Origin of the sequence: Thalassospira mesophila (assembly GCF_002115755.1) — a bacterium.
Lineage (GTDB): Bacteria > Pseudomonadota > Alphaproteobacteria > Rhodospirillales > Thalassospiraceae > Thalassospira > Thalassospira mesophila.
Genome location: NZ_JFKA01000010.1, coordinates 1 through 21,042, shown reverse-complemented (window position 1 = coordinate 21,042; position 21,042 = coordinate 1). Strand labels below are relative to the sequence as shown.

At 54.4% G+C, this 21,042-nt stretch carries 20 protein-coding genes; 5 read left to right on the top strand and 15 right to left on the bottom strand.

Annotated elements, in window-relative coordinates; translation table 11 throughout:
- The first annotated feature begins 46 nt into the window (after positions 1 to 46).
- Positions 47 to 667, top strand: a complete 621-nt coding sequence (pdxH, locus tag TMES_RS17365) for a pyridoxamine 5'-phosphate oxidase (RefSeq protein ID WP_085584893.1) — start codon at positions 47 to 49, stop codon at positions 665 to 667.
- A gap of 75 nt (positions 668 to 742) precedes the next feature.
- Here pdxH and TMES_RS17360 read toward each other — a convergent pair whose 3' ends face one another.
- The gene (locus TMES_RS17360) at positions 743 to 1,048 is read right to left on the bottom strand and encodes an ArsR/SmtB family transcription factor (protein ID WP_085584891.1); all 306 of its coding nucleotides are present in this window, start codon (positions 1,046 to 1,048) and stop codon (positions 743 to 745) included.
- A gap of 443 nt (positions 1,049 to 1,491) precedes the next feature.
- Between TMES_RS17360 and TMES_RS17355 the strand changes: the two genes are divergently transcribed.
- Both TMES_RS17355 and TMES_RS22820 read left to right on the top strand, forming a co-directional pair.
- Positions 1,492 to 2,349: a universal stress protein gene (locus TMES_RS17355; RefSeq protein WP_085584889.1), complete on the top strand. Its 858-nt coding sequence runs from the start codon at positions 1,492 to 1,494 to the stop codon at positions 2,347 to 2,349.
- 204 nt (positions 2,350 to 2,553) lie between these two features.
- Entirely contained in the window at positions 2,554 to 2,724 is a 171-nt protein-coding gene (locus TMES_RS22820) for a hypothetical protein (RefSeq protein ID WP_158091266.1), read from the top strand.
- A 48-nt stretch (positions 2,725 to 2,772) separates the two neighbouring features.
- Here TMES_RS22820 and TMES_RS17350 read toward each other — a convergent pair whose 3' ends face one another.
- Entirely contained in the window at positions 2,773 to 3,636 is an 864-nt protein-coding gene (locus TMES_RS17350) for an SOS response-associated peptidase (protein ID WP_085584888.1), read from the bottom strand.
- 254 nt (positions 3,637 to 3,890) lie between these two features.
- Between TMES_RS17350 and TMES_RS17345 the strand changes: the two genes are divergently transcribed.
- The gene (locus TMES_RS17345; RefSeq protein ID WP_085584886.1) at positions 3,891 to 4,637 is read left to right on the top strand and encodes an SDR family NAD(P)-dependent oxidoreductase; all 747 of its coding nucleotides are present in this window, start codon (positions 3,891 to 3,893) and stop codon (positions 4,635 to 4,637) included.
- 237 nt (positions 4,638 to 4,874) lie between these two features.
- Here TMES_RS17345 and olsC read toward each other — a convergent pair whose 3' ends face one another.
- From olsC to TMES_RS17285, 10 genes are all read right to left on the bottom strand, one after another.
- The gene (gene olsC, locus TMES_RS17340; protein WP_085584884.1) at positions 4,875 to 5,711 is read right to left on the bottom strand and encodes an ornithine lipid ester-linked acyl 2-hydroxylase OlsC; all 837 of its coding nucleotides are present in this window, start codon (positions 5,709 to 5,711) and stop codon (positions 4,875 to 4,877) included.
- Positions 5,712 to 6,310: 599 nt separating this feature from the next.
- Positions 6,311 to 6,847 (bottom strand): hypothetical protein, encoded by a 537-nt coding sequence (locus TMES_RS17335; protein ID WP_085584882.1) that lies wholly within the window; start codon positions 6,845 to 6,847, stop codon positions 6,311 to 6,313.
- Positions 6,848 to 7,158: 311 nt separating this feature from the next.
- A complete protein-coding gene (gene hemA, locus TMES_RS17330) occupies positions 7,159 to 8,376 on the bottom strand; it encodes a 5-aminolevulinate synthase (protein ID WP_085585102.1) in 1,218 nt (405 codons plus the stop codon).
- 603 nt (positions 8,377 to 8,979) lie between these two features.
- Positions 8,980 to 10,389, bottom strand: a complete 1,410-nt coding sequence (locus tag TMES_RS17320; RefSeq protein WP_085584878.1) for an aspartate aminotransferase family protein — start codon at positions 10,387 to 10,389, stop codon at positions 8,980 to 8,982.
- 416 nt (positions 10,390 to 10,805) lie between these two features.
- Complete coding sequence (locus tag TMES_RS17310) at positions 10,806 to 11,648, bottom strand: universal stress protein (RefSeq protein ID WP_085584874.1); 843 nt, start codon at positions 11,646 to 11,648, stop codon at positions 10,806 to 10,808.
- A 300-nt stretch (positions 11,649 to 11,948) separates the two neighbouring features.
- Positions 11,949 to 12,518: a hypothetical protein gene (locus TMES_RS17305; RefSeq protein ID WP_085584872.1), complete on the bottom strand. Its 570-nt coding sequence runs from the start codon at positions 12,516 to 12,518 to the stop codon at positions 11,949 to 11,951.
- Positions 12,519 to 12,570: 52 nt separating this feature from the next.
- Complete coding sequence (locus tag TMES_RS17300) at positions 12,571 to 13,584, bottom strand: ABC transporter permease (protein ID WP_085584870.1); 1,014 nt, start codon at positions 13,582 to 13,584, stop codon at positions 12,571 to 12,573.
- Positions 13,581 to 14,534 carry an ABC transporter permease gene (locus tag TMES_RS17295; protein WP_085584868.1) on the bottom strand — a complete coding sequence of 318 codons (954 nt, stop codon included), beginning with the start codon at positions 14,532 to 14,534 and terminating at the stop codon, positions 13,581 to 13,583. Before TMES_RS17295 ends, TMES_RS17300 begins: the two co-directional genes overlap by 4 nt.
- A 6-nt stretch (positions 14,535 to 14,540) precedes the next feature.
- Positions 14,541 to 16,205, bottom strand: a complete 1,665-nt coding sequence (locus TMES_RS17290; protein WP_085584866.1) for a peptide ABC transporter substrate-binding protein — start codon at positions 16,203 to 16,205, stop codon at positions 14,541 to 14,543.
- Positions 16,206 to 16,362: 157 nt separating this feature from the next.
- Entirely contained in the window at positions 16,363 to 17,055 is a 693-nt protein-coding gene (locus TMES_RS17285; RefSeq protein ID WP_085584864.1) for an orotate phosphoribosyltransferase, read from the bottom strand.
- Between the two features lie 352 nt (positions 17,056 to 17,407).
- Here TMES_RS17285 and TMES_RS17280 point away from each other — a divergent pair, with 352 nt between their 5' ends.
- Positions 17,408 to 18,193, top strand: a complete 786-nt coding sequence (locus TMES_RS17280) for an enoyl-CoA hydratase/isomerase family protein (protein WP_085584862.1) — start codon at positions 17,408 to 17,410, stop codon at positions 18,191 to 18,193.
- Positions 18,194 to 18,209: 16 nt separating this feature from the next.
- Here TMES_RS17280 and TMES_RS17275 read toward each other — a convergent pair whose 3' ends face one another.
- The 3 genes from TMES_RS17275 to TMES_RS17265 form a co-directional block, all read right to left on the bottom strand.
- On the bottom strand, positions 18,210 to 18,719 hold the full coding sequence (locus TMES_RS17275; RefSeq protein WP_085584861.1) for a DinB family protein: 510 nt from the start codon (positions 18,717 to 18,719) through the stop codon (positions 18,210 to 18,212).
- Between the two features lie 28 nt (positions 18,720 to 18,747).
- Positions 18,748 to 19,257: a DinB family protein gene (locus tag TMES_RS17270; protein ID WP_085584859.1), complete on the bottom strand. Its 510-nt coding sequence runs from the start codon at positions 19,255 to 19,257 to the stop codon at positions 18,748 to 18,750.
- 80 nt (positions 19,258 to 19,337) lie between these two features.
- Positions 19,338 to 20,567 carry a multidrug effflux MFS transporter gene (locus tag TMES_RS17265; protein ID WP_085584857.1) on the bottom strand — a complete coding sequence of 410 codons (1,230 nt, stop codon included), beginning with the start codon at positions 20,565 to 20,567 and terminating at the stop codon, positions 19,338 to 19,340.
- Positions 20,568 to 21,042: the final 475 nt, after the last annotated feature.

The following is a 21,042-nucleotide window of genomic DNA, read 5'->3' as shown; positions in this document are numbered from 1 at the left end:
CCGACCAGTTGAACCATAATACGTTGTCAAAGGACCGTTTAGCGTAATGGACGAGAAAATTACGACAAAAATTGGGCATGTGGGCCACAATGATCCGTTCGATCTGTTTGATGTATGGTTTCGGGAAGCGAAAAACAAGGAAGATGCTTATCCCGATGCCATGACACTTGCCACGGCAGACGCGCAGGGGCGGCCTTCTGCCCGCATTGTGCTGCTAAAAGGGTTCGATCCCGAAGGGTTTGTTTTTTATACCAATTACGAAAGCCGCAAGGGCACACAGCTTGGCGAAAATGCCTATGCCGCCTTGTGCTTTCATTGGAAAAAACTTGAACGCTGTGTGAGAATCGAAGGCCCGACCGCCAAGGTGGACGATGCCGAGTCGGATGCTTATTTTCAATCGCGCGCACGCGGCAGCCAGATTGGCGCATGGGCGTCGGTTCAGTCGCGGCCAATGTCGGGCCGGTTTGATCTGGAAAAACGGGTGGCGGAATTTACCGCCAAATTCGGTTTTGGCAAGGTGCCGCGCCCCGACCATTGGGGTGGGTTCCGCCTGGTGCCCGACCGGATCGAATTCTGGTCCGAAGGCACGTTTCGCCTCCATGATCGCCAGCTTTATACCCGCGATGTCGACGGGCCAGGCTGGCGGGTGGAAAAACTGTTTCCGTAATCGGTGGGCCGCCGGGTTTACGCCCGAAGGAGCTTTCGCCCGTTAACAGCGTAAAAACATTCGGGTTTCAGGCGATCAGGCCTTTTCGGGCGGGCAGAAGGCTTCTTGCAAAACAAGGATCACCTTCATCACGTTGGGGTCTTTGATTGAATAATAGATTGTCTGGGCATCGCGCCGGGTTTTAACCAGCCCGTCGCGCCGCAATCGCGCCAGATGCTGTGACAGGGCGGATTGCTTAAGCTGTAATTCGCCTTCCAGCGTACCAACCGATTTTTCTGTATTGCCGAGCGAACACAAAATCATCAACCGCCACTGATTACCCAGCGATTTCAGAAATTCGGATGCCTCAAGCGCGTTGTCGTACAATTCGTTATAGTTCATTGATTTTGATCTTGGCCTGTAGGCTTGTAAATGTGCCGAGGGATTGGGTTGCAGTGTGGTACGAACGATAAATTTCCATAAAATGCCATCCTTTTCGCTTGCACACCTGTTTAATGTTACAGTTTTGGCTCTTTCGTCAAAATTAAAACGGAATTTGATGCAATTGTCGCAAGGTTTTCTGTCGGGATGGTACCCTGCCAAACCATCATATCTTCAAGATTGGGTCGGCAGGGCTGCTTGGCAATGTGGCGCACGGTAATTTGAACAGGGCGGCCTGGCGTGCAAATTTGACAAATTCGAAAGTTTTGATTTCTAACAAAGACGGCGCAGATATTTGGCGCGATATTACCGCCATCAGGGAATGTTGCGACCCTGATGTGAAGAATTGGCCCGGCAGGGCTGCTTTTCTATCAGGTTCAACGCGAATGTGGGGTATTTAGACCATGGCTGTACGTACGATTTTGGCTCCGGTCGCTGGATCGGATATGGACCGGCGGGTGCTTTCGCTGGCATTCAGTGCCGCCCGGCGCTTTGACGCGCATCTGGAAGTTTTGTTTGTCGCGCCTGAACCACAGGACGTTATTCCGATTGTGGGCGAGGGGATGTCGGGCCTGATCATTGAAGAAATGATGGGGGCCGCCGAAAAGGAAACCAAAAAACGGCTGGCAAATGCGGAATCGGCCTATTTGATCGCGCGCAAGGCGGCGGGCATTGCCGAGGCCGACGCCCCGCAGACAACATTACAGCCCACCTGTGCCTGGCGCCGCGATGATGGCCGCGAGGACGAAACCGTTGCCCGGCGCGGGCGTTTGTTTGACCTTGTGGTGATTGGCCGTGATCCGCGCGAAGCAGCAGCGTCGCTGACCTTTGATGCGTGTTTGATGGAAACCGGGCGTCCCTTGCTGGTGGCACCCGAAATTGTGCCCGCCGATGTGGGGGCCAAGGTGATGATCGCGTGGAATGGCGGGGTCGAGTCTGCCCGTGCCGTTACATCATCCATGCCGCTGTTGCGACAGGCCAGCGAGATTACCATCGTAAGTGTTGGCGAAGTGCCACATGGTCGGGCAACGGCGCAAGCCCTTGCAGATCAGTTTGTTTGGCATGGGGTGAAGGCCAATGTCGATTTGCGCCCTGATCAGTCCAACGTTGCCGCGGCCTTGATGGACGCTGCCGAAAAATGTGGGGCCGACAGTGTAGTTTTGGGCGCGTATAGCCATTCGCGCTTCAAGGAAATGATTTTGGGCGGTGTGACCCAGGATATGCTGGCAAAATGTGCCTTGCCCTTGTGGATAATGCATTGACGCAAACGTAATATATCACATTGAATTTTCACCAGAAATTCGTGATATGAACTTGTAATGATGAAAAGGCGCAGTTCTCTGCGCCTTTTTTTGTTGCGCCTGCGAACAAAAAGGATCAGGGTTCGGGTAATTATTACAAAAAAATGTCGTAAGGGCTGCGGGCGGACTGCGTCCTTGAGGAATGTCTGGTGAGAGGAGATCGCAATGTTGTCTTTGCGCGACGTAATCGATTTCGCCGCAATGTCTGAAGAACTTGCTTCTGAAATTGCTGAAACTGCACAATTGCCTGATTTAGGGGCGGTTTTTGCACGTCAGCCACATAAGGTTGCCGATGGCGCAGTGCCTTGTGGTGCTGGCGATATCGACGTCGAATAATCTGCACGAAACCGCCTGGCCGCTCGTCGATATACGCTAGCGGGGAAATTAAAACAGGCCAAACTGGTTGGTTGAAACGCAATTCGCCCCGGACCGGGACGAATTTTTTGGCGTTTCCTCGTGCCATGTAACAATATTGTCGGGCAGCGGCCCCAGCATATGCCGCACAGCAGCAAATTCGCGATCCGGGTTTAGCCAGTGATGAATATGGCCCGGGCCAATGATTGCGGGCATGCGGTTGTGGATATGGGCAATGGTGGGCGACGGCGCGCAGGTGATGATGACAACCTCATCGCCATTTTCCAGCCCGGCAAAGAAAAACGGTTGATGATCGGGCAGGGTAATATGGTTTTTAAACCGTTGCGGCCCGTCTTTGCGCCATTCAAACCAGCCCGTAGCCGGAACCAGACAGCGCCGTTGCAACAAGGGCCGAAACGTTGGTTTCTGGTCCAGTGTTTCTGCCCGCGCATTAATCAGCGGGCCTTTGCGGAGGCTGTTGCTGTTGCCGTTGCCGTTACCGGTTCTCTGGCCCGTATCTGGTGCGTCTTCTCGGCGCTGAGGCATCGCAAACCCCCATTTTCGCACCGATAATGACCATGCCGGTATCACCACGAAAACCGGGTCTGTTGGCCGTTTGATCCCCGCTAACCCGTTAAACAGGCTGTTTTCATCCTCTCCATAGTACTCGTCCTCGCCATTTTGCGGGGCGCCATCGTGGCGGCCGTTCTGGCTTGCATCGTTGCGTGCGTCGGGCGGGGAGGCCGATTTCGGGCCGGTTGCGGCCATCTTGTCGTCGTTTCGCTTGCTGGTCGCGAAATGCCCGGCGCGATTGTGGATCAAATCGTCCATGTCCAGCGCAAGCCGGGCCTGAAAGGCGCGGATATCGGTATTTAAATCAAATCGGCTGCACATGTATTTTCAGGCTTCCTTGATCGGACAGGTGGCGCAAACCGGTAAATGCGCCTATATCAGCAAGGGACATCAATGCCTTGCGGGGAAGATTATTTTACAAACCGTTCTGACTGTTCTTTACAAAGTAACACAGACTATCATCGCCGCTTGATGTGTAAAGATGGCAGGACCGGATGCCGATTGTGTGTCTTCTTTCCGCGCCGGGCCAGTGATATAAACGGCGCTTGTCGTCGCCACCAGCAAGGAAACCATTTATGAGCAACGCTGCCGCCCCGAAAACCGTTGTTCTGACCGGTGCCAGCCGTGGTATCGGCCATGTCACCGTGGGATATTTTGCCAAACGTGGCTGGCGGGTGATTTGCTGTTCGCGCGAAGCCCCGCCGCCCAGTTGCCCGCGCGACCCGTCGCAGGGCATTCATATTCGTGCCGATCTTTCCAAACCCGAAGATGTCGAAAGCTTTATAGCCCAAGCCAATGATGTGCTGGGCGATGACCCGTTGCATGCCTTGGTTAATAATGCCGGTGTTTCGCCCAAAACGCCCTACAAGGAACGCCTTGGTTGCCTGAACGGCGATCTTGACGGCTGGCGCGATGTGTTCGAGATCAACTTTTTCACCCCGCTTATGCTGGCGCGCGGCTTTGCGGCGGCCCTTCATCGCGGGCAAGGGGCCATTTGCAACATCACCTCGATCGCCGGGCATTATGTGCATCCGTTTGCCGGGTCGGCCTATTCTACGTCAAAGGCGGCGTTGTCGGGCCTGACCCGTGAAATGGCGGTGGAATTTGCCGAACTGGGGGTGCGGGTTAATGCCGTGGCGCCGGGCGAAATTAAAACCGCAATGATTTCGCCGGAATACGAAGCCCTGGTGCCGCGTATTCCAATGAACAGAATGGGCACGCCCGAAGACGTGGCGGCGGCGGTGCATTATCTGGTGGGCGATGAATCAAGTTACGTGACCGGTACCGAAATATTTGTAACCGGCGGCCAGCACCTTTATTAGCGCTTGCGACGCTCCTAAAACGAAGCTCCCTGATCAGCAGTCTGGTCAGGGAGCTTTTTGTTTGCAAGATGCGCGATTTTTGACAGATCATACCAAACTGCACTGATCGAAACCGATCAATGCAGCCCTCAGTCGGCGGGCGGGCTTCTACGAAGCCCTTGCCTTTCGCGGCACAGGCCGCGCGGCGCAGTCGCGCCAAACCAGACCTCCATGAGTCATCCTCAGTGAGATCTGGTATCAGTCTTTGGGCTGGTTGCGCAGCTGTTCCGCCTCGGCATAGAATTTCTTTTCCCATTGCTTGTGATTATCGAGCCCTTCTTTAAGAAACGGCGTGAAAATCGCAAGGTTCATCAAGATGGAATGCACCAGATTAGCCGGAAATTTTAGCGGTTTTTCGAAATCAACGAACAGCACAACCCGCGTTTTGTCGGTGTGGTTCCATGCTTCGTGGTTATAGGCATCATCAAAAATCAGAACCTTGCCTTCCTGCCAGTGACAAACCTGTTTGTCGACGCGAATGGCAAGTTTATCGGCCGGTTCGGGCACGATAAGTCCCAGATGCATGCGCAAAACCCCGTTATAGGGGCCGCGATGCGGCGGTAAATGTTTACCCGGTTCAAAGATCGAAAACATCGCAGTGGTCAAACCGGGGATCTTGTTAACGATCCGCCAGGTTTCCGGGCAGGTTTTAATTGCCTGTTCCGACTTCACGCCAAAACCCAGAATGAAAAATGTTTTCCAGTGCTTGTCGGTCGAGATGGTTTTGACGTCGGTCGAGATGTCCTGAAATGATGGAAGATCGTCCTGGCGTTTTAAAACTTCGTCGAGTTCCTTGCGAATGGCAGGCCATTCTTTTTCAATATCGGCGGCCCATGGAAAGGTCGCATTGTCATAAACCGGCGGGTTTCCCAGTTTTGCATATTTAACATTCAGGCGCTCCGCCCAGGAAACGATTGCCATGAAAAACCGGGCAATCCGGCTTGGCCTGCCCATCGGGGTAATTCCGTCGGTACCAAAATTTTGGGTTGAATCAGAAGTGGTTTCGCGCGGTATCGACATATTGGTATCGGACATATTCAAGCACTTTCACTACAGGCACTATATACGGCATGGCGGGCACAGGCGGCAGGCATCATGTCACCTTTTCGCAACATCAGGCGGTGTTGAAAACGTTCTTCGCGTTGAATTTATTCATGTACTTTTAACGGTCAAGTTTAAAGCCGGATGAGTTGGCGAAAAGGTCCATAAAACGCAATGTGTTGCCTGATGATGGCTGTTTTTTGACAGCGAAAGTTGAAATGTCATTATTTGTCTGTGCGATAGCAGAGCGTGCGGTGAAGGTAAGCTTTTAGTGCGGGCCATTTGCGCGCCGGTAGCCAAAATTGGCCATGTTGATTGTACAAATGTGCCATCGGCGGGTTTGTTCCGCCGCTGTTTTATAAAATTATCTGGGGGTAACATGGGGCCCGGCACTTGGGGGCCCGTGGGCGGTTGTGCCGGGGAGGGGAGCGGGGGCAGTGAGGGCAACGGGACTGACAGGGCGCTGGGATTTACGTAGGGGCGCGTGTAATTTCAGGGTTTCTGGCAACAGGCTATAATCAAAGCAGCTCCGGGGTTAGGCCGCCCTTGTTACCATACCATCCCGGATTAGCTTCGGAGGCCAACGGTCTGCCTTATAACAGGCTGGTAAGCCATGCATGTTTTTGCCGCAGCCGAGAGACTTCCATGTCAATCCAGCCGACAAAGGCACCGACATCGTTCTCATGCTGTTCACGCAGAACCAGCATGCGGTCAAGTTCCAGCTCGCAGACATCTTGCAGAATTTCAATCTGGTCGCGGCGGGTTTCGGCGTCAAGCAAATGCAAAAACCGCATTTTAAGCGCCATCACCAGACGCGAAAGCTCGCCCGAGGTATCGCGCAGGGTGCCTTGCATTAATTCATCAAATTTTTTGCGCCCGGCATCAGTAAGCGACAGTTCTCCTTCGCCTTTGCCGCCCGCACCACAGGTTTCGCGTACCAGCCCTTCCAGCTTCAAAAGCTGTAACGACGAGCCCATCATATCAAGCGACGGCCCCATGATATGGGCCGTAAAATGCCGCACCAGATTGGCCAGATCGGCATAGCTGATCGGTTTGTCTGACAGGGCCAAAGTTCCAAGCGCGCACAGGCGAAGACATTCTTTGGGCAGCAAGGTTCTATCCGTATACATGGCGGTTCCCGATCCGTTTCAGGTTCCGACGTTAACGCGAACGGTTATTAATTGCAAGTAGATTGAGGAGCTGCAATTATTTTCCACTACCAGAATATAGAGCCAAGATGCGCAATTGCAAACAGGACAAAGATGCAAAGGTGCCTGCGATAAGATGTATCGGGCATTGCCGTGTCGTCGGTTCCAAAATCCGCGAAGATGGAAGTGGGAAACAGGTGGTTGGCTGGGGTGCAGGCAAATAAAAACCCCGCCACAAGGACGGGGTTTGAAACTGTTATGCGCACACGGTTTATTGCAAAACCGTTATGGGGTCAGGCGGCTTTTTGAATGCCCAACTGGCCCCAGACGGTCAGCAATGAATTGATCAGATGGTCGATCAATTCATCATTATGTAGCGGGCCGGGGGTAAAGCGCAGGCGTTCGGTGCCGCGCGGTACGGTCGGATAATTGATCGGCTGAACATAAATGTCGTGATCATACAGCAGGCGGTCGCTGGCTTCCTTGCACATGGCGGCATCGCCCACCATAAGCGGCACGATATGGCTGGGGGCATCCATTACCGGTAAACCGGCATCGCGCATGCGCTGGCGCAGAGTTTCGGCGCGTTCCTTTTGCGCTTCGCGTTCTACATTGCTTTCTTTTAAATGGCGAATGCTGGCAAGGGCCCCTGCCGCAATGCTGGGCGGGTGGGAACTGGTAAAGATAAAGCCGTTGCCAAAGCTGCGCACGAAATCAACCACTTCGGCTTTGCCGGCAATATAGCCGCCAATAACGCCAAAGGCTTTGGCCAGCGTGCCCTGCACAATATCAACCCGGTCCATCACGCCATCGCGTTCGGCAACACCGCCGCCGCGCGGGCCATACATGCCAACGGCATGGACTTCGTCAAGATAGGACAGGGCGTTGTATTTTTCGCACAGATCCAGAATTTCGCGGATCGGGGCGATATCGCCATCCATCGAATAAACCGATTCAAAGGCGACAATCTTGGCGCGGTTGGGGCCAAGGTCAGCCAGAATTTGTTCAAGATGTTCAACATCATTATGTTTCCAGATCCGGCGTTCGGCCTTGGAATGGCGCATGCCTTCGATCATGGAATTATGGTTGAACGCGTCGGAAATAATCACGCAATCGGGCAGCTTGGTGCCCAGTGTGGAAAGCGTCGTCCAGTTGGCGACGTAGCCTGATGTCATCAAAAGAGCAGATTCCTTGCCATGCAGATCGGCAAGTTCTTCTTCCAGTGTGACATGAACATGGTTGGAGCCGGAAATATTGCGTGTGCCACCGGCACCGCCACCCTGACCGGTGATTTCGGACTGCATGGCTTCAAGCACCTTGGGGTGCTGGCCCATGCCCAGATAATCGTTTGAGCACCACACTGTAATTTTGCGCGGATCTTCACCATTGCCGGTATGGAGCCACGCGCGCGGAAATTCACCGACGATGCGCTCAAGGTTGGCGAACACACGATAGCGGCCTTCAGCCTTCAGGCCACCAAGCGCGTCTTTGAAGAAATTGTTATAATTCATCTTTGCATCTTTCGCCTGTCGCTTCACGGTCGGTATGCGGTACATCCCGCGAAGGTCCTTATCTATCCTGCCGGTCATTCTGACCGGGCGGGAACAGCATTTCCGGGCGCATCCTGTCCGGGGGTGTGGTGCGGTTATTGACCATTTAAGGGTCGCCCGCATTGACCCGCATCAAATTTTTAAGCGATTCCAAGATCATCCCGTACCGTGCTGGCAGAAAGGCGTTCCATCCTGTTGTGTGTCGATCTCGCCCCTGATCCCCAATTTGGCGGCAATGGCCGGGTTTGGCAAGCCCAACAGCCGTAATTTTGCCCACATGGCACGCATGCATGGTTTAAATGGCACGAAATGTGCGAAACCTCGGCGCGGAACACAGGGTTATGTGCGAAAAATCAGACAACGGAGCGGTTATGTCGCCGCAACCATGCCAAATTTCAGGTCCGACATGGGCGCAACAAACCGCGTGGCAGAGTCGCGGCAATGCAGCATGGATTGCCGGGGTTTGGGGCATTGGGCAACCACCTTGCAGCCAAAACCGCCTCAAGGCCCGCACACAATGGCGGGCCTTGAGGTAACCGGGTCTTCACAGGTTAAGTTCGGTGGTTAAATTGCCTTTTGCCACTGGGTCAGCGCGGCCTCGATGCCATCAAACATGTCATCAATTTGCGCATCGGTAATGATCAGCGGTGGGCACATGGCAACGCTGTCGCCCATTGCGCGCAAAATAACCCCGTGTTCCAGGCACAGCTCGGCCACGGCCTTGCCCGCCCAACCGGTTGGGGTAAAGGGCGTTTTGGCACATTTGTCGGCCACAAGTTCAAACGCCCCAATCAGGCCCTTGCCCCGGGTTTCGCCAACATTTTCAAATTTGTTCAAATCACGCAGGCGTTGCTGAAAATGCCCCATCACACTGCGAACATGGTCAATAATACCGTCATCTTCGTAAATTTTAAGGGTTTCAAGGGCAACAGCGGCGGCAACCGGATGGCCGGAATAGGTAAAGCCGTGGCCAAAGGCACCGACTTCATCCGCGCCTTTTTTCAGGGCCTGATAAATCTTTTCATTTATAAACAGCGCTGAAATCGGCTGATAGGCCGATGAAAGCTGCTTTGCCACCGTGATCATATCGGGTTTGAGGTGGAAGGTTTCGGTGGCAAACATGCGCCCGGTGCGGCCAAAGCCGCAAATGACCTCGTCGGCAATAAACAGGATGTCGTACCGGTCAAGCACTTCCTGAATTTTTTCAAAATAAGTGCGCGGCGGCACCACCACACCGCCGGCCCCCATGATGGGTTCGGCGATAAAGGCGGCGACTGTTTCGGGGCCTTCGGCCTGGATCAGATCTTCGAGCGATTCGGCCATGCGGGTGGCAAAATCTTCTTCGGTTTCATAGGGTTGGGCTTCGCGCCAGAAATGCGGGGTTTCGGTGTGCAAAATGCGGTCGATCGGTAAATCGAACAATTTATGATTACCCGGAAGACCGGTTAACGAGGCCGAAGCCACCGTAACCCCGTGATAGCCGCGTTTGCGCGAAATGATTTTCTTCTTTTCCGGGCGGGCAATGGCATTGTGATAATACCACACCATCTTGATGGCGCTGTCGGTGGCTTCGGACCCGGAATTGGCGAAGAATATTTTCGACATCGGCACCGGTGCCAGCTCCAGCAGTTTTGCCGCCAGATCAATGGTCGGGTTGGTGCTGCGCGAGGCAAAGCTGTGATAAAACGGCAGGGTTTCAAGCTGCTTTGTCGCCGCTGCCACCAGCCGTTTTTCGCTAAACCCCAATGACGCACACCACAGGCCCGCCATGCCTTCGATATAATCGCGGCCGGTATCATCGCTGACATAAATGCCGTTGCCCTTGGTAATCACCATCGGGCCGGTTTTTTCATGGGCGGTGAAATTGGTATAGGGGTGCAAAACGCTGGCAATATCGCGGCTGGCGGCTGAATTGCCCAAGGCCGTCGTGGCCGCTGTTTCTGTGGTTGGGGTGGTGTCGGTGATGGTCGTCATGGCGAACCTCGTAAAGCGGGTAAAACTGTTTGCGCCGACTGTATCGGCTTGGCACGCAACGGGAAATCATTTCTTGCACCAAAGAACCGAATGTTCTGTGCGCGTGGTGCTGGCACGACAGACCGCAAACCTGCAAACGGGCATCCGCCTTTGTTGGGAAGGGGCCCGTTTGCATTGAAAACGCGCACAAAAGGCAAAACGGCCAATCTTGCGATCGGCCGTTTTGCGGATTTGCGGAAAGGGTCGATTTGGGATGGAATACAGGCTTATACCAAACCTCATTGATCGAAACCGATCAATGAGGCCGTCAGTCGGCGGGCGGGCTTCTCTGAACCCCTTGCCTTTCGCGGCACAAGCCGCGCGGCGCCGTCGCGCCTGACCAGTTCCCCATGAGTCTTCCTCATAGAGAACTGGTATTAGTGCGAAAACAGCACAGGAACCGTCATATGTTTAAGCAGGTGTTGTGTGACCCCGCCCAGCATCAATTCGCGCAGGCGCGGGCGGCCATAGGCCCCGCACAGCATCAGATCGATGCTTTCATCCGCCGCGCGCGACAATAACAGGTCGCCAACGCTGATACCTTCGGCATTCATGGTTTCCTTGCGCACATTAACGCCGTGGCGCGCCAGACGGTCGGCAATGTCCACACCGGGAACCGGGATGGAATCGCGCGCGGCCTTGTTGGGGTCTGCACATAAAACCAGTGCCGATTTGGCATTTTCAAGGAATGACATACCGTCATTTACCGCACGAACGGCTTCGCGGTAGGGCTTCCACGCCACCATGACACGGGTGCCAACAGTTTCGTATTTGCCATAGCGCGGCACAACCAGAACCGGCGCACCGGCAGTCAAAATAACCTTGTCCGGCATTTCCGAGGTGGATGACGGGTCCGAGCTTTCCGGGTCATACTGGCCCAGAACCGTTAAATCATGGTGGCGGGCATACATGGCAACGGTGTCGGCAATTTCGGTTGCCAGGCAGTTTGCTTCTTGCCAGCTAAACGATACACCGGCTTTTTCGCAGGCTTCGGTATAAACGGCTTTGGCTTCGGCGGCACCTTCGCGGATGGTGCGGCGCTGGGCTTCCATGATGTCGGCCGAAATCTGCACTTCCATGAAACGCGGAATTTCGGCGCGCGGCAAAACATAAACCCCGGTCAGATGGGCCTTGTGTGCCTTTGCAACCGTCAGCGCAACCGACAACCTTTCGGTGCACGGTTTGGTATTGTCGATGTGAACAAGCATATCACGAAACATCTGCCAGAAGCTCCTTCCTGCGCAGCCCGGACAAAGGGTTAAAACAACCGGGCGATAATGATGAAGGCAGGATAAACCAGCGATTTGACGTTAACTTTGTTCTATCTCAAAACAGCACTTAAAAACCTGCCAGCCTACCCGCAAATAGTAGAATGCATGCAAATGGTACGGGCATTGGACTGAAAATTCAATCTGTTCACACAAGGTCGCCAGGGCGGAATTTTTGATATGCCGGGTTAAACATCGGGGTGTTTAACCCCCGGGCGATAGCGGAATTTCCTTTTGCATGGACGGTGCCATTTACGGGGGGGTGGCCGACGGGCGGCGCGGCACATTCCCCATTTGGGGGGATGTCACCGGAAAGCTGTTGCCGGTTTGCGGAACAATGGGGTCGGCAAAATCCTGCCCTGAAATCACAGCCAGGCTTTGGCGTAATTGCCGCGAAAGATTGGGCCAGTTGACCTGCAATGTTGTGCAAGACGCGGCATCGGCCTCGGTCAGGCAGCGGTTTGCCATGCGGTCCAGTATGCCAAGGGCGATCCGGGCTTCGTCAAGTTCGGTTTTTTGTGCTGGCGACAACGCAATGCTTTCGACCGGCATGGACGTTGCGGGCAGGACCGCATCATTTGCCAGCGGGCCAGATGCAACGGGGGCCCGCGGTGCAGCCTGCGCTGTGGGGGCCATTGTTTGCGGTTGTGCCGCCAGGGGTGTTTGTACGTTCCAGCTCCAGGGTGTGACGATACCAGACGGGGCGGGGGCTGCTGCGGTGGTTTGTTGCGGTGGATAGGTCGGCGCACAGGCCGCAATTGCCCCAAGGGCACCCAAACCCGCTAGCGCAACGAGCCGTCGAAATATGCCGCGATATGTCATGCAAGGTTCCTTTGCCCACCGGTTGCGTCGCCCCGATTCAGGGGCATCGCCGTCATGACGTTGTTTCCCTTGGATCATTCCATTGTGCCGCCTGTGTATCGTTCTGTCCAGTTTCAGGCATGGTGTCGGTATCTGCGCGCGGGTCCAGCGCGTCTTGCAAGCCGTCGCCCAAAAAGTTTACCGCAATAACGGTGATAAAAATCAGCAATCCCGGCCACAGGGCCAATAGCGGCGCATCCCAGATAAATTCCTGCGCGTGGGTCAGCATATTGCCCCAACTAGGGACGGGTGGCTGAATACCTAACCCCAAAAAACTCAGCACACTTTCCATCAATATCACATTGCCCACTGCCAGCGTGGTGGCAATGATGATGGGCGTGATAACATTAGGCAAAATGTGGCGCATAACAATGCGCACGGGCCCACCGCCCAATGCGCGGGCCGCCATCACAAATTCGCGTTCGCGCAGGGCCAGTGTTGCCGCGCGCACCAGCCGTGCCACGGTTGTCCAGCCAAACAGGGCAATGATCAGGATAATGCGATACAGGCTGAAACTTTCGCCATTGATAATATCGCGCGGAATGCCGAGTTTTCCGGGGTCAATCGCGGCCAGCACAATTAACAATGGCAGCAGCGGCAGGGAAATAACCCCGTCGGTAAAGCGCATTAAAAAACTGTCAATCCAGCCGCCGCGAAACCCGGCGATCACCCCAATGATGGTGCCAATAACCGCCGCACATAAAGCCGAGCTGACCCCCACCATCAACGAGACCTGCCCGCCATATAACAGGCGCAAAAGTACATCACGACCCAGTTCGTCCGTACCCAGCGGATGACCGGGGCCGGGCGGGCCATAGCGCGAAAACAAATCGACCGCCTGCGCGTCTGTGCCCAGGAAATGGGCCACCACCGGCGCACACAGGGACGCCACGGCAAACAGCACCAGTATAAGCAGGCTGACCCATGCCAGCTTGTGGCGCGAAAGCCGCTGTGCGGCCAGGCGCCACGGGCTGGCCGATTTGGGCCGGGGGTGGGCGCCAGCACTTCCTTTTCGCGGTTGGGTCATGACAGTTTCACCCGTGGGTCGAGCAGCTTGTAGCCAATATCGGCCAGTAAATTGCCAATCAAGGTTACCAGTGTTGCCAGCATCAACCCCGCCATTGCCAGATTGTAATCGGACCCGATCACGGCATTATAAATAAGCCGCCCCATGCCCGGCCATGAAAACAGGGTTTCGGTAATTAAGGCACCCGAAAACAAACTGCCAAATTCCAGCCCCAGCAGGGTCACAACCGGCATCATGCCATTGCGCAAGGCATGGCGGATGACCACGCCGCGCTCTGAAAGCCCCTTGGCCCGTGCGGTGCGAATAAAATCCTGACGCATGACTTCGATCATCGATCCACGGACAAAACGAATGTGCGACCCGACACTGGCAATGGTCAGGGTGGCGACGGGCAAAATCATATAACGTAACCCGCCCCAGCCACTGGCATTGTCAAGCTGGCCGGTGCCGCCTGCGGGCAACCAGTGCAGGGTGACAGCAAAAACCAGAATTGCCACCAGCCCCAGCCAGAAAGGCGGGATCGACACACCGGCAAAGGCCGCCAGATTAATGGCGTAATCGCGAAAGGATTGCGGTTTTAACGCCGCATAAATACCGGCAGGCAGGGCAATTGCCAGCGATAACGCCCAGCTTGCCAGCATCAGTTTCAGGCTGTTGACCAATGCCGGGCCAATCAAGGTGGTGACGGGCTGGGTAAACAGGCGGGAATAGCCAAAATCGCCATTAATCGCCGCCCATAACCAGTGCAACCAGCGCAGCATCAGGGGTTGGTCCAGGCCATACAGGCCTTTAAGACGCGCAACGTCAGCCGATGTGATCGCCGGATTTGCCGTGATCATAAGATCAATCGGGTCGCCGGGCATCAGCCCGATCAGCACATAGGCCCCAAACGACACCAGCACCATGACCAGTGCCGTTTGCCAAAGCCGATTGAAGATAAAACGCCGCATGTCTGTTTATTGATCCGTGCGATACCATTGCTCAGCCCAAAGCGAGCTGGGATACATATGGCCCGTCGGGCGAATGCCCTTGAGCCATTTGGGAAAAATGAAACCGCTTTCACCATGATACAGGGGCAGGGCGGGAAGGTCGGCCGCGTAGATTTTTTGTAGTTCGTGCCACAGCGGCACACGCTTGTTAAAATCAAGTTCCAGTTCGATCTGATCAATCAGGGCATCGACCTTGGGGTTGTTATACCCGGTATAGTTCTGGCCTTCGTAATGGTTTTTGGCACTTGGGATCTGGTCGGATTTTAAAATGGTCAGGGGTAAATGTTCCGGCGCCGATATCCAGCCAAACATCGCCACGCCATCAAATTTACGGTGCGGCAAGGTTTCGCCAAATAAAACGCGCGCGGGCTGGTTTAAAATATCCACATCAATACCGGCCTGTTTCCAGCGGTTTTGTAATACCTGCTGGATGAGCTGGCCGGTGCTGCTTTCGGTGGCACCATACAGGGTGAAATGCAGGGTATCGCCCGCGGCATTTTTGCGCATCGCATTGCCCGTTCGCGCCCATCCGGCATTGTTTAGCAGTTCATCGGCCTTGGCGGCGTTAAACGGGTAATGCGGTACATCATCGGTAAAAACCGGGTCGTCGGGGTGGATGAAATCCAGCGTTGGGGCGTTTTTACCGGCAAACAGCTTTTGGCTAATCTCGTTGCGGTCGATGGCATAAAGCAATGCCTGGCGCACCCGGCGGTCACCTAACGGGGCAAAGTCTGTGTTGACGTCAAGATGATAAAACGACAGGCCCTTTTTATAGGAAATATCATACTGGTCGCCGAACCGTTTTTCAAAACCGATGACTTTGTCCAGCGACAGGCCAACCTCGCCCGGTGTGTAGTCAATTTCGCCCGCACGAAGCGATGCCTCAAGGGCAGCTGTGTTTTCAAAATTACGCAGTTGAATGGCGGCAATTTGCGGTTTTTTGCCCCACCAATAAGGGTTTTCTTCCAGCATCACGGCACTGGCGGTAATCACCTTGGTTACCAGATAGGGGCCAAACCACAGGCCGGGTGTGGCGGGGGCGGTGACATAGAGGCTGCGTTTTTGATAAGTCGCCGGGTCTTGGTCAAATACCGGTTTTTCCAGATGGGCGGGCAAAATCTCAACACCCATAAAGGCGTTATAGGTGTAGTCGATCCGGTCCAGCGTGACGGTGAAATGATGGTCATCAACGACGTTAAAATCAACAATCCGGTCGAAAACTTCCTTGTCGGCAACGGCAACATTTGTGTTCTGGCCAACCGCGATGCTAAAGGCCACGTCTTTGGTCGTCAGCGGTACGCCATCGCCCCATTTGGCGTTTTGCGGCAGCGACAGGCTAAGCTGAACCCCTTCCTTGCCGTCAGCCAACGGAACCTTTTTGGCAAGGCCATTGTCAAATGACGGCACCGTATCGCACAGCATACAGGCGATTTTCCAGTCATGATTGTAAACCATGATCGGGCGGCGGACAAAGCCAAGGATATAGGATTGCACGGCCGAGGACGAAAAGGACGGATGCAGGGTTTCGGGATAGCCGCTGATGCCGATTTTCAGGGTTTCATTGGCCTGGGCAATGCTGGCCGATGTCAGGGTGACCCAGGCTAACAGCAAAATCCCGATCAGTTTACGCATTTATGCCTCCGTCGCGCGGGCGGACCCGGTAAATTATCATTACCTTACAATGTGATTGAATTTCGCCCCCGGTGCAACGCCCGGGTGCTGCCATGCAAAAGGCCGCCCGGGCGGGGGCGGCCTTGAAAACGGTTTGTGTTGGCAAAAGAGGTACCAATCAGTCGTGTTTGCCGCCATGCGATTTCGACCAGCCAATCGGGTTGGCCAGAAAATCGCGCACGCCATCAATGGCTTCCTTGCTGAAATATTCGCCTTCCTCGGCCACGGCCAGCACGTCGTGCCAGGTGCACAGGTAATGCAGTTCGATATCGTCTTTTTTCAGTTCTTCCAGCGCGTTGGGGAACACGCCGTAAAAGAACACCACAAAGGCATGTTTGCATTCGGCACCGGCTTCGCGGATGGCATTAACAAAGTTAACCTTTGATGCGCCATCTGTTGCCAGGTCTTCGACCAGCAAAACACGCTGGTTTTCGTGAATGTCGCCTTCGATGCGGGCTTTGCGGCCAAAACCCTTGGGTTTCTTGCGCACATATTGCATCGGCAGGTCCAGTGCCTCTGCCAGCCACGCAGAATAGGGGATACCCGCCGTTTCGCCACCGGCCACCGCATCAAACCGTTCGTAACCGGCATTGTCCGAAATCAGACGGGCGGCCAGGTCGATCACTTTGCGGCGCGCACGCGGAAATGAAATCAGTTTGCGGCAGTCAATATAGGTGGGGCTGGCCCAGCCGGATGTCAGGATATAGGGTTCTTCGGGCCGAAAATTGACAGCACCGATATCAAGCAGGATACGGGCGACCGTTTTGGCGGCATATGAACAATGCGAAGCGGTTTTGGACTGATCTGACATGGCTGTATTTCCTCTGGGCTCGGATAACGCGCCCGTCTTAGCCTTTTATGGGGCAAAGCGCAAAGAAAAGCCGCTGACCGAATGGTCAGGAATGGCAATTTGTTGTGCAAAGAGGCCAAAACCGGCCATCGCATGCGCGGAATGGCAAGCCGAAAACAATTTTATGTTTCATAGATATATGCCGCAAGGGGGCGTTCGGGCGTGTGCAGGGGCGTTTTGGTTGGTTGGAATTGAGGGTGCACATCCCCTAATTGTAATTTATTGTAACGGCTAACCTGCGGCGGATTGGCAAGTGGCGCAAATCGCGTTATCGATAACCGTTGGGAATCATTTGTTTAAAGGGGGCAATGCTATGATGACAGAAGCCGGGCTGATTGCCGATATCGATGCGGGCATTGCCACCGTTACCATTCACCAGCCCGAACGCAAAAATGCGCTGACCAAACCGATGTGGGCCGAACTTTCGCGCATGATTGTCGATTTGGGCGCGCGCGACGATTTGCGCTGTGTGGTTATTCGCGGCGGGGCCGGGGCAGGGTTTGGCGCGGGTGCTGATATTCATGAATTTGTGCGCGAACGACGCGGCTTTAACAAGGCCCGCGATTACGGCCTGCTGCATGCCGAGGCACTGCAAAACATTCAATCCTGCATTCATCCGGTTATTGCCGCGATTGACGGGGTTTGCGTCGGTGCATCAATGGTTTTGGCAGCAGCGTGCGATTTTCGCATTGCCGCCGACGATGCCCGCTTCATGATGCCACCCATGAAACTGGGCGCGACACTGGGCTATCCGGAACTGCAAATTCTGCTTGATGTGCTGGGTCGTGCCACTTTGATGGAAGTGTTGTTTGAAGGGCAAATGTTTGATGCCAGCCGCGCCCTGCATATTGGCCTGATCAGCCAGGTTGTGCCCGTGGATGAGTTCGATGCGGAAATTGCCAATGTCAGCAACCGGATCGCGCGCGGCGCGCCGATCAGCCAGCGGATGCATAAAAAAATGATCAACCGGCTGACCGAAGGCGGCAGCATTTCAGCCCGTGAATTTGACGAGGCCTATCTGGCCTTTGACAGCGACGATTTCGAGGAAGGCTATTCGGCGTTCCTCGAAAAACGCAAGCCGGTCTTTCAGGGGCGTTAACTGGCGCGGGCCGCAATCAGAACGGCATGTTCGGGGTGAGCGGAATATCGGTAATGCCGTAATCAATGCCCATTTTATGCAGTTCGCTGGTGATTTGCGACCTGTGGTGGGTTTGATGGTTAAATATTTGCAGGAAAAGCACCTGCAAAGGCACATCGCGCACCTTGCCGGTCACATCGGCCAGCGTGCGGATATTATCCTGCCATGCCAGGTCATCCCCGCTGGTCAGGTTTTCCAGTTTGGCATCGGTTTGCACGCGCTGGCGGCGCAAATCGGCAAAATCATCGGCCATGACAATTTTCGGGGTAAAAGCACCGGGATTGCCCCCGTTTAGCAGGGTCAAAATGCGGTGGTCGATATATAAAATATGGTTCAGCGTCGCATGGATCGAACCAAAAAACATGCCCCGGTCCAGCCGCCGCGCGTCATCGCCAATCTGATCGCATAAATCAAACAGAACCCGGTTTTGCCAGCTGTTATAACGGGCCAGTTCCTGCCCGCAGGCGTTAAAATCCATTAATGGCATTGCGTTTTCCTGTTGTGTTTTTTGAAAATCAGATTGGCATGTCGGGTGTAAACGGCATACCCGTTACCCCGTAATCGAAGCCCATTTTATGAAGCTCGCTGGTGATTTGTGACCGGTGATGGGTTTGATGGTTAAACATTTGCAGGAAGAAAACCTGTAACGGCACATCGCGTATCTTGCCGGTTACATCGGCCAGCGTGCGGGTTTTATCCTGCCATGACGGGGCATCAATCGTGGCGATGGTCTCAATCGCGGCATCGGTTTCAAGGCGCAGGCGGCGCAGGGTTGCAAAGTCATCGGCAAGGATAATTTCGGGGGTGAAGGCACCGGGATTATCCCCGTTTAGCAATGTCAGAATGCGCTGATCGATATACAGAATATGGTTCAGGGTGGCATGGATCGAGCCAAAGAACATTCCCCGATCCTGTTTGCGGGCGACATCGTCAATCTGATCGCACAAATCAAGCAGAACCTGGTTTTGCCAGTTGTTATAGCGCGCCATAACCTGCCCGCAGCCGTTAAAATTCATCAGGGGCATAAGGCTCACATCCGTAATTTATCATTGGCAGAGGGGACGAGAACAGAAACGGGAAACAGGGCCGTGACGGCCCTGTTGTTTCAGGTGGCGATGGCGGTATTTTCGGTGGCGGGTTTGGGTTTGGCCACCAGATGGGTCATGATATTGGCGAAAATGCCAAATCCCAGCATGCAGGTCGTGACCGGCCACAGGCTGCTTTCAAAGGCATGCAACCAGCCCAGAAATACCCCGGCAAGCGCGCCGCATGAAAACTGCATCGTGCCCATAAGGGCGGTTGCCGTGCCACCGATATGGGGGAAATACTGCATAAAGGATGCAGTGGCATTTGGCGCTGTCAGGCCAATTGCGCCAACCGAAATCATGATCAGCGGGACAACGATGTAAAGCGACGGTGTGAAAAAATTGCAGGTAATAAATAAAGCGACGACTGCCGCCAACTGTACACTGACACCGATTGCCAGAATTTGATGGCATTCCATGCGTTTTAGTAGCGGGTTATTGATGCGGTTACAAAAAATGATCGTCAGCACATTGGCCCCGAACAGATAGGGGAAATGGGCCGGTTCGACACCGAAATAGTCGATATACATAAACGGAGAGTCGGTAAGAAAGCTGAACATCACCGCACTGGCACCGGTATGGGCCAGCATGAAACCAACAGCATTGCGGGTGCGTAAAACTTCCAGATAGGTCCACCACACCCGGCGCGCCGGGCCGGCATAACGCGGCCGCAATTTGGTGGTTTCGGGCAGTTTCATCCACACAATCACCAGCATCAGGCTGCCGTAAACCACCAGCAGCACAAAAATTGACCGCCAGTGTGAAAAGCTGAGCAACGCCGCCCCGACTGTGGGGGCGACCAGCGGTGCAATCATCATGATCACCGCAACCAGGGCAAACATGCGCGCGGCTTCCTTGCCATCAAACAGATCGCGGATGGATGCGCCGACAATCACCAGGGCAAACCCGCCGCCAATGGCCTGAACAAACCGCATGATGTTAAGGGCCAGCGGGCTTTGCACCGTTAAAATAATCGCGCTGGCAAAAACATAAATCGCAAGGCCGGTCAGGGCGACCGGGCGGCGACCGATGCGGTCCGACATGGGGCCGCCAATGAGCTGGCCAAGGGCAAAGCCGATCAGAAAACAACTGATGGAAACTTCGACATCGTGAATGGGCGCACCAAAATCCTTTGCCATGGCTGGAATGGCGGGCAAATAGGTGTCGATGGCAAAGGGCGCAATGGCGGTTAATGCGGCCAGCAAAATGGCAAGCCGTTTGGTATTTAACGGCATGGCAGGGCTGTTCATGGGGCGGTCCGATCCCGGTTTGTCATCACGGTTAATAACGTTTGCAGGTTAATGGTCGTGTTCGGGCGGACGGGTTTTCGGGCGGCGGTGGCCGTTTTCCCGAATGATAAACGTCTCCCGATGGCGGGGAGGGGACGTTTTGCCTGCCTGATTTGTTTGAAACGATTCAATGGTGTCTATTATCCATAAAAATCTGTTGCATTCAAATGGGCATAATCACGAAGGGGGAATGGCAGCCATGCAATTTTACAAATGAAAAAAGGGGCATTCCGCAACCGGAATGCCCCTTGAAGGTCAAGTGATGTGATGAGGTTTAGTAATTCATCACTTTTTCCGGGCCCATCAACAAGGTTGGCAACCATGTTGAAATCGCCGGGATATAGGTAATAATAACCAGAAATACCAGCAAGATCAGCAACCACGGGAAGGCCGCGCGCACTACTTTAAGCAGCGGCATCCCCGTTATCCCCGATGT

Bases quoted from the DNA above. Each gene is read 5' to 3' on its own strand.
- TMES_RS17345 (WP_085584886.1), top strand. From the start codon at position 3,891: ATGAGCAACGCTGCCGCCCCGAAAACCGTTGTTCTGACCGGTGCCAGC.
- TMES_RS17305 (WP_085584872.1), bottom strand. From the start codon at position 12,518: ATGACATATCGCGGCATATTTCGACGGCTCGTTGCGCTAGCGGGTTTG.
- olsC (WP_085584884.1), bottom strand. From the start codon at position 5,711: ATGTCCGATACCAATATGTCGATACCGCGCGAAACCACTTCTGATTCA.
- TMES_RS17360 (WP_085584891.1), bottom strand. From the start codon at position 1,048: ATGAACTATAACGAATTGTACGACAACGCGCTTGAGGCATCCGAATTT.
- TMES_RS17275 (WP_085584861.1), bottom strand. From the start codon at position 18,719: ATGCCATTAATGGATTTTAACGCCTGCGGGCAGGAACTGGCCCGTTAT.
- TMES_RS17350 (WP_085584888.1), bottom strand. From the start codon at position 3,636: ATGTGCAGCCGATTTGATTTAAATACCGATATCCGCGCCTTTCAGGCC.
- TMES_RS17265 (WP_085584857.1), bottom strand. From the start codon at position 20,567: ATGAACAGCCCTGCCATGCCGTTAAATACCAAACGGCTTGCCATTTTG.
- hemA (WP_085585102.1), bottom strand. From the start codon at position 8,376: ATGAATTATAACAATTTCTTCAAAGACGCGCTTGGTGGCCTGAAGGCT.
- TMES_RS17270 (WP_085584859.1), bottom strand. From the start codon at position 19,257: ATGCCCCTGATGAATTTTAACGGCTGCGGGCAGGTTATGGCGCGCTAT.
- TMES_RS17285 (WP_085584864.1), bottom strand. From the start codon at position 17,055: ATGTCAGATCAGTCCAAAACCGCTTCGCATTGTTCATATGCCGCCAAA.
- TMES_RS17295 (WP_085584868.1), bottom strand. From the start codon at position 14,534: ATGCGGCGTTTTATCTTCAATCGGCTTTGGCAAACGGCACTGGTCATG.
- TMES_RS17355 (WP_085584889.1), top strand. From the start codon at position 1,492: ATGGCTGTACGTACGATTTTGGCTCCGGTCGCTGGATCGGATATGGAC.
- TMES_RS17335 (WP_085584882.1), bottom strand. From the start codon at position 6,847: ATGTATACGGATAGAACCTTGCTGCCCAAAGAATGTCTTCGCCTGTGC.
- TMES_RS22820 (WP_158091266.1), top strand. From the start codon at position 2,554: ATGTTGTCTTTGCGCGACGTAATCGATTTCGCCGCAATGTCTGAAGAA.
- TMES_RS17320 (WP_085584878.1), bottom strand. From the start codon at position 10,389: ATGACGACCATCACCGACACCACCCCAACCACAGAAACAGCGGCCACG.
- TMES_RS17280 (WP_085584862.1), top strand. From the start codon at position 17,408: ATGATGACAGAAGCCGGGCTGATTGCCGATATCGATGCGGGCATTGCC.
- TMES_RS17290 (WP_085584866.1), bottom strand. From the start codon at position 16,205: ATGCGTAAACTGATCGGGATTTTGCTGTTAGCCTGGGTCACCCTGACA.
- TMES_RS17310 (WP_085584874.1), bottom strand. From the start codon at position 11,648: ATGTTTCGTGATATGCTTGTTCACATCGACAATACCAAACCGTGCACC.
- pdxH (WP_085584893.1), top strand. From the start codon at position 47: ATGGACGAGAAAATTACGACAAAAATTGGGCATGTGGGCCACAATGAT.
- TMES_RS17300 (WP_085584870.1), bottom strand. From the start codon at position 13,584: ATGACCCAACCGCGAAAAGGAAGTGCTGGCGCCCACCCCCGGCCCAAA.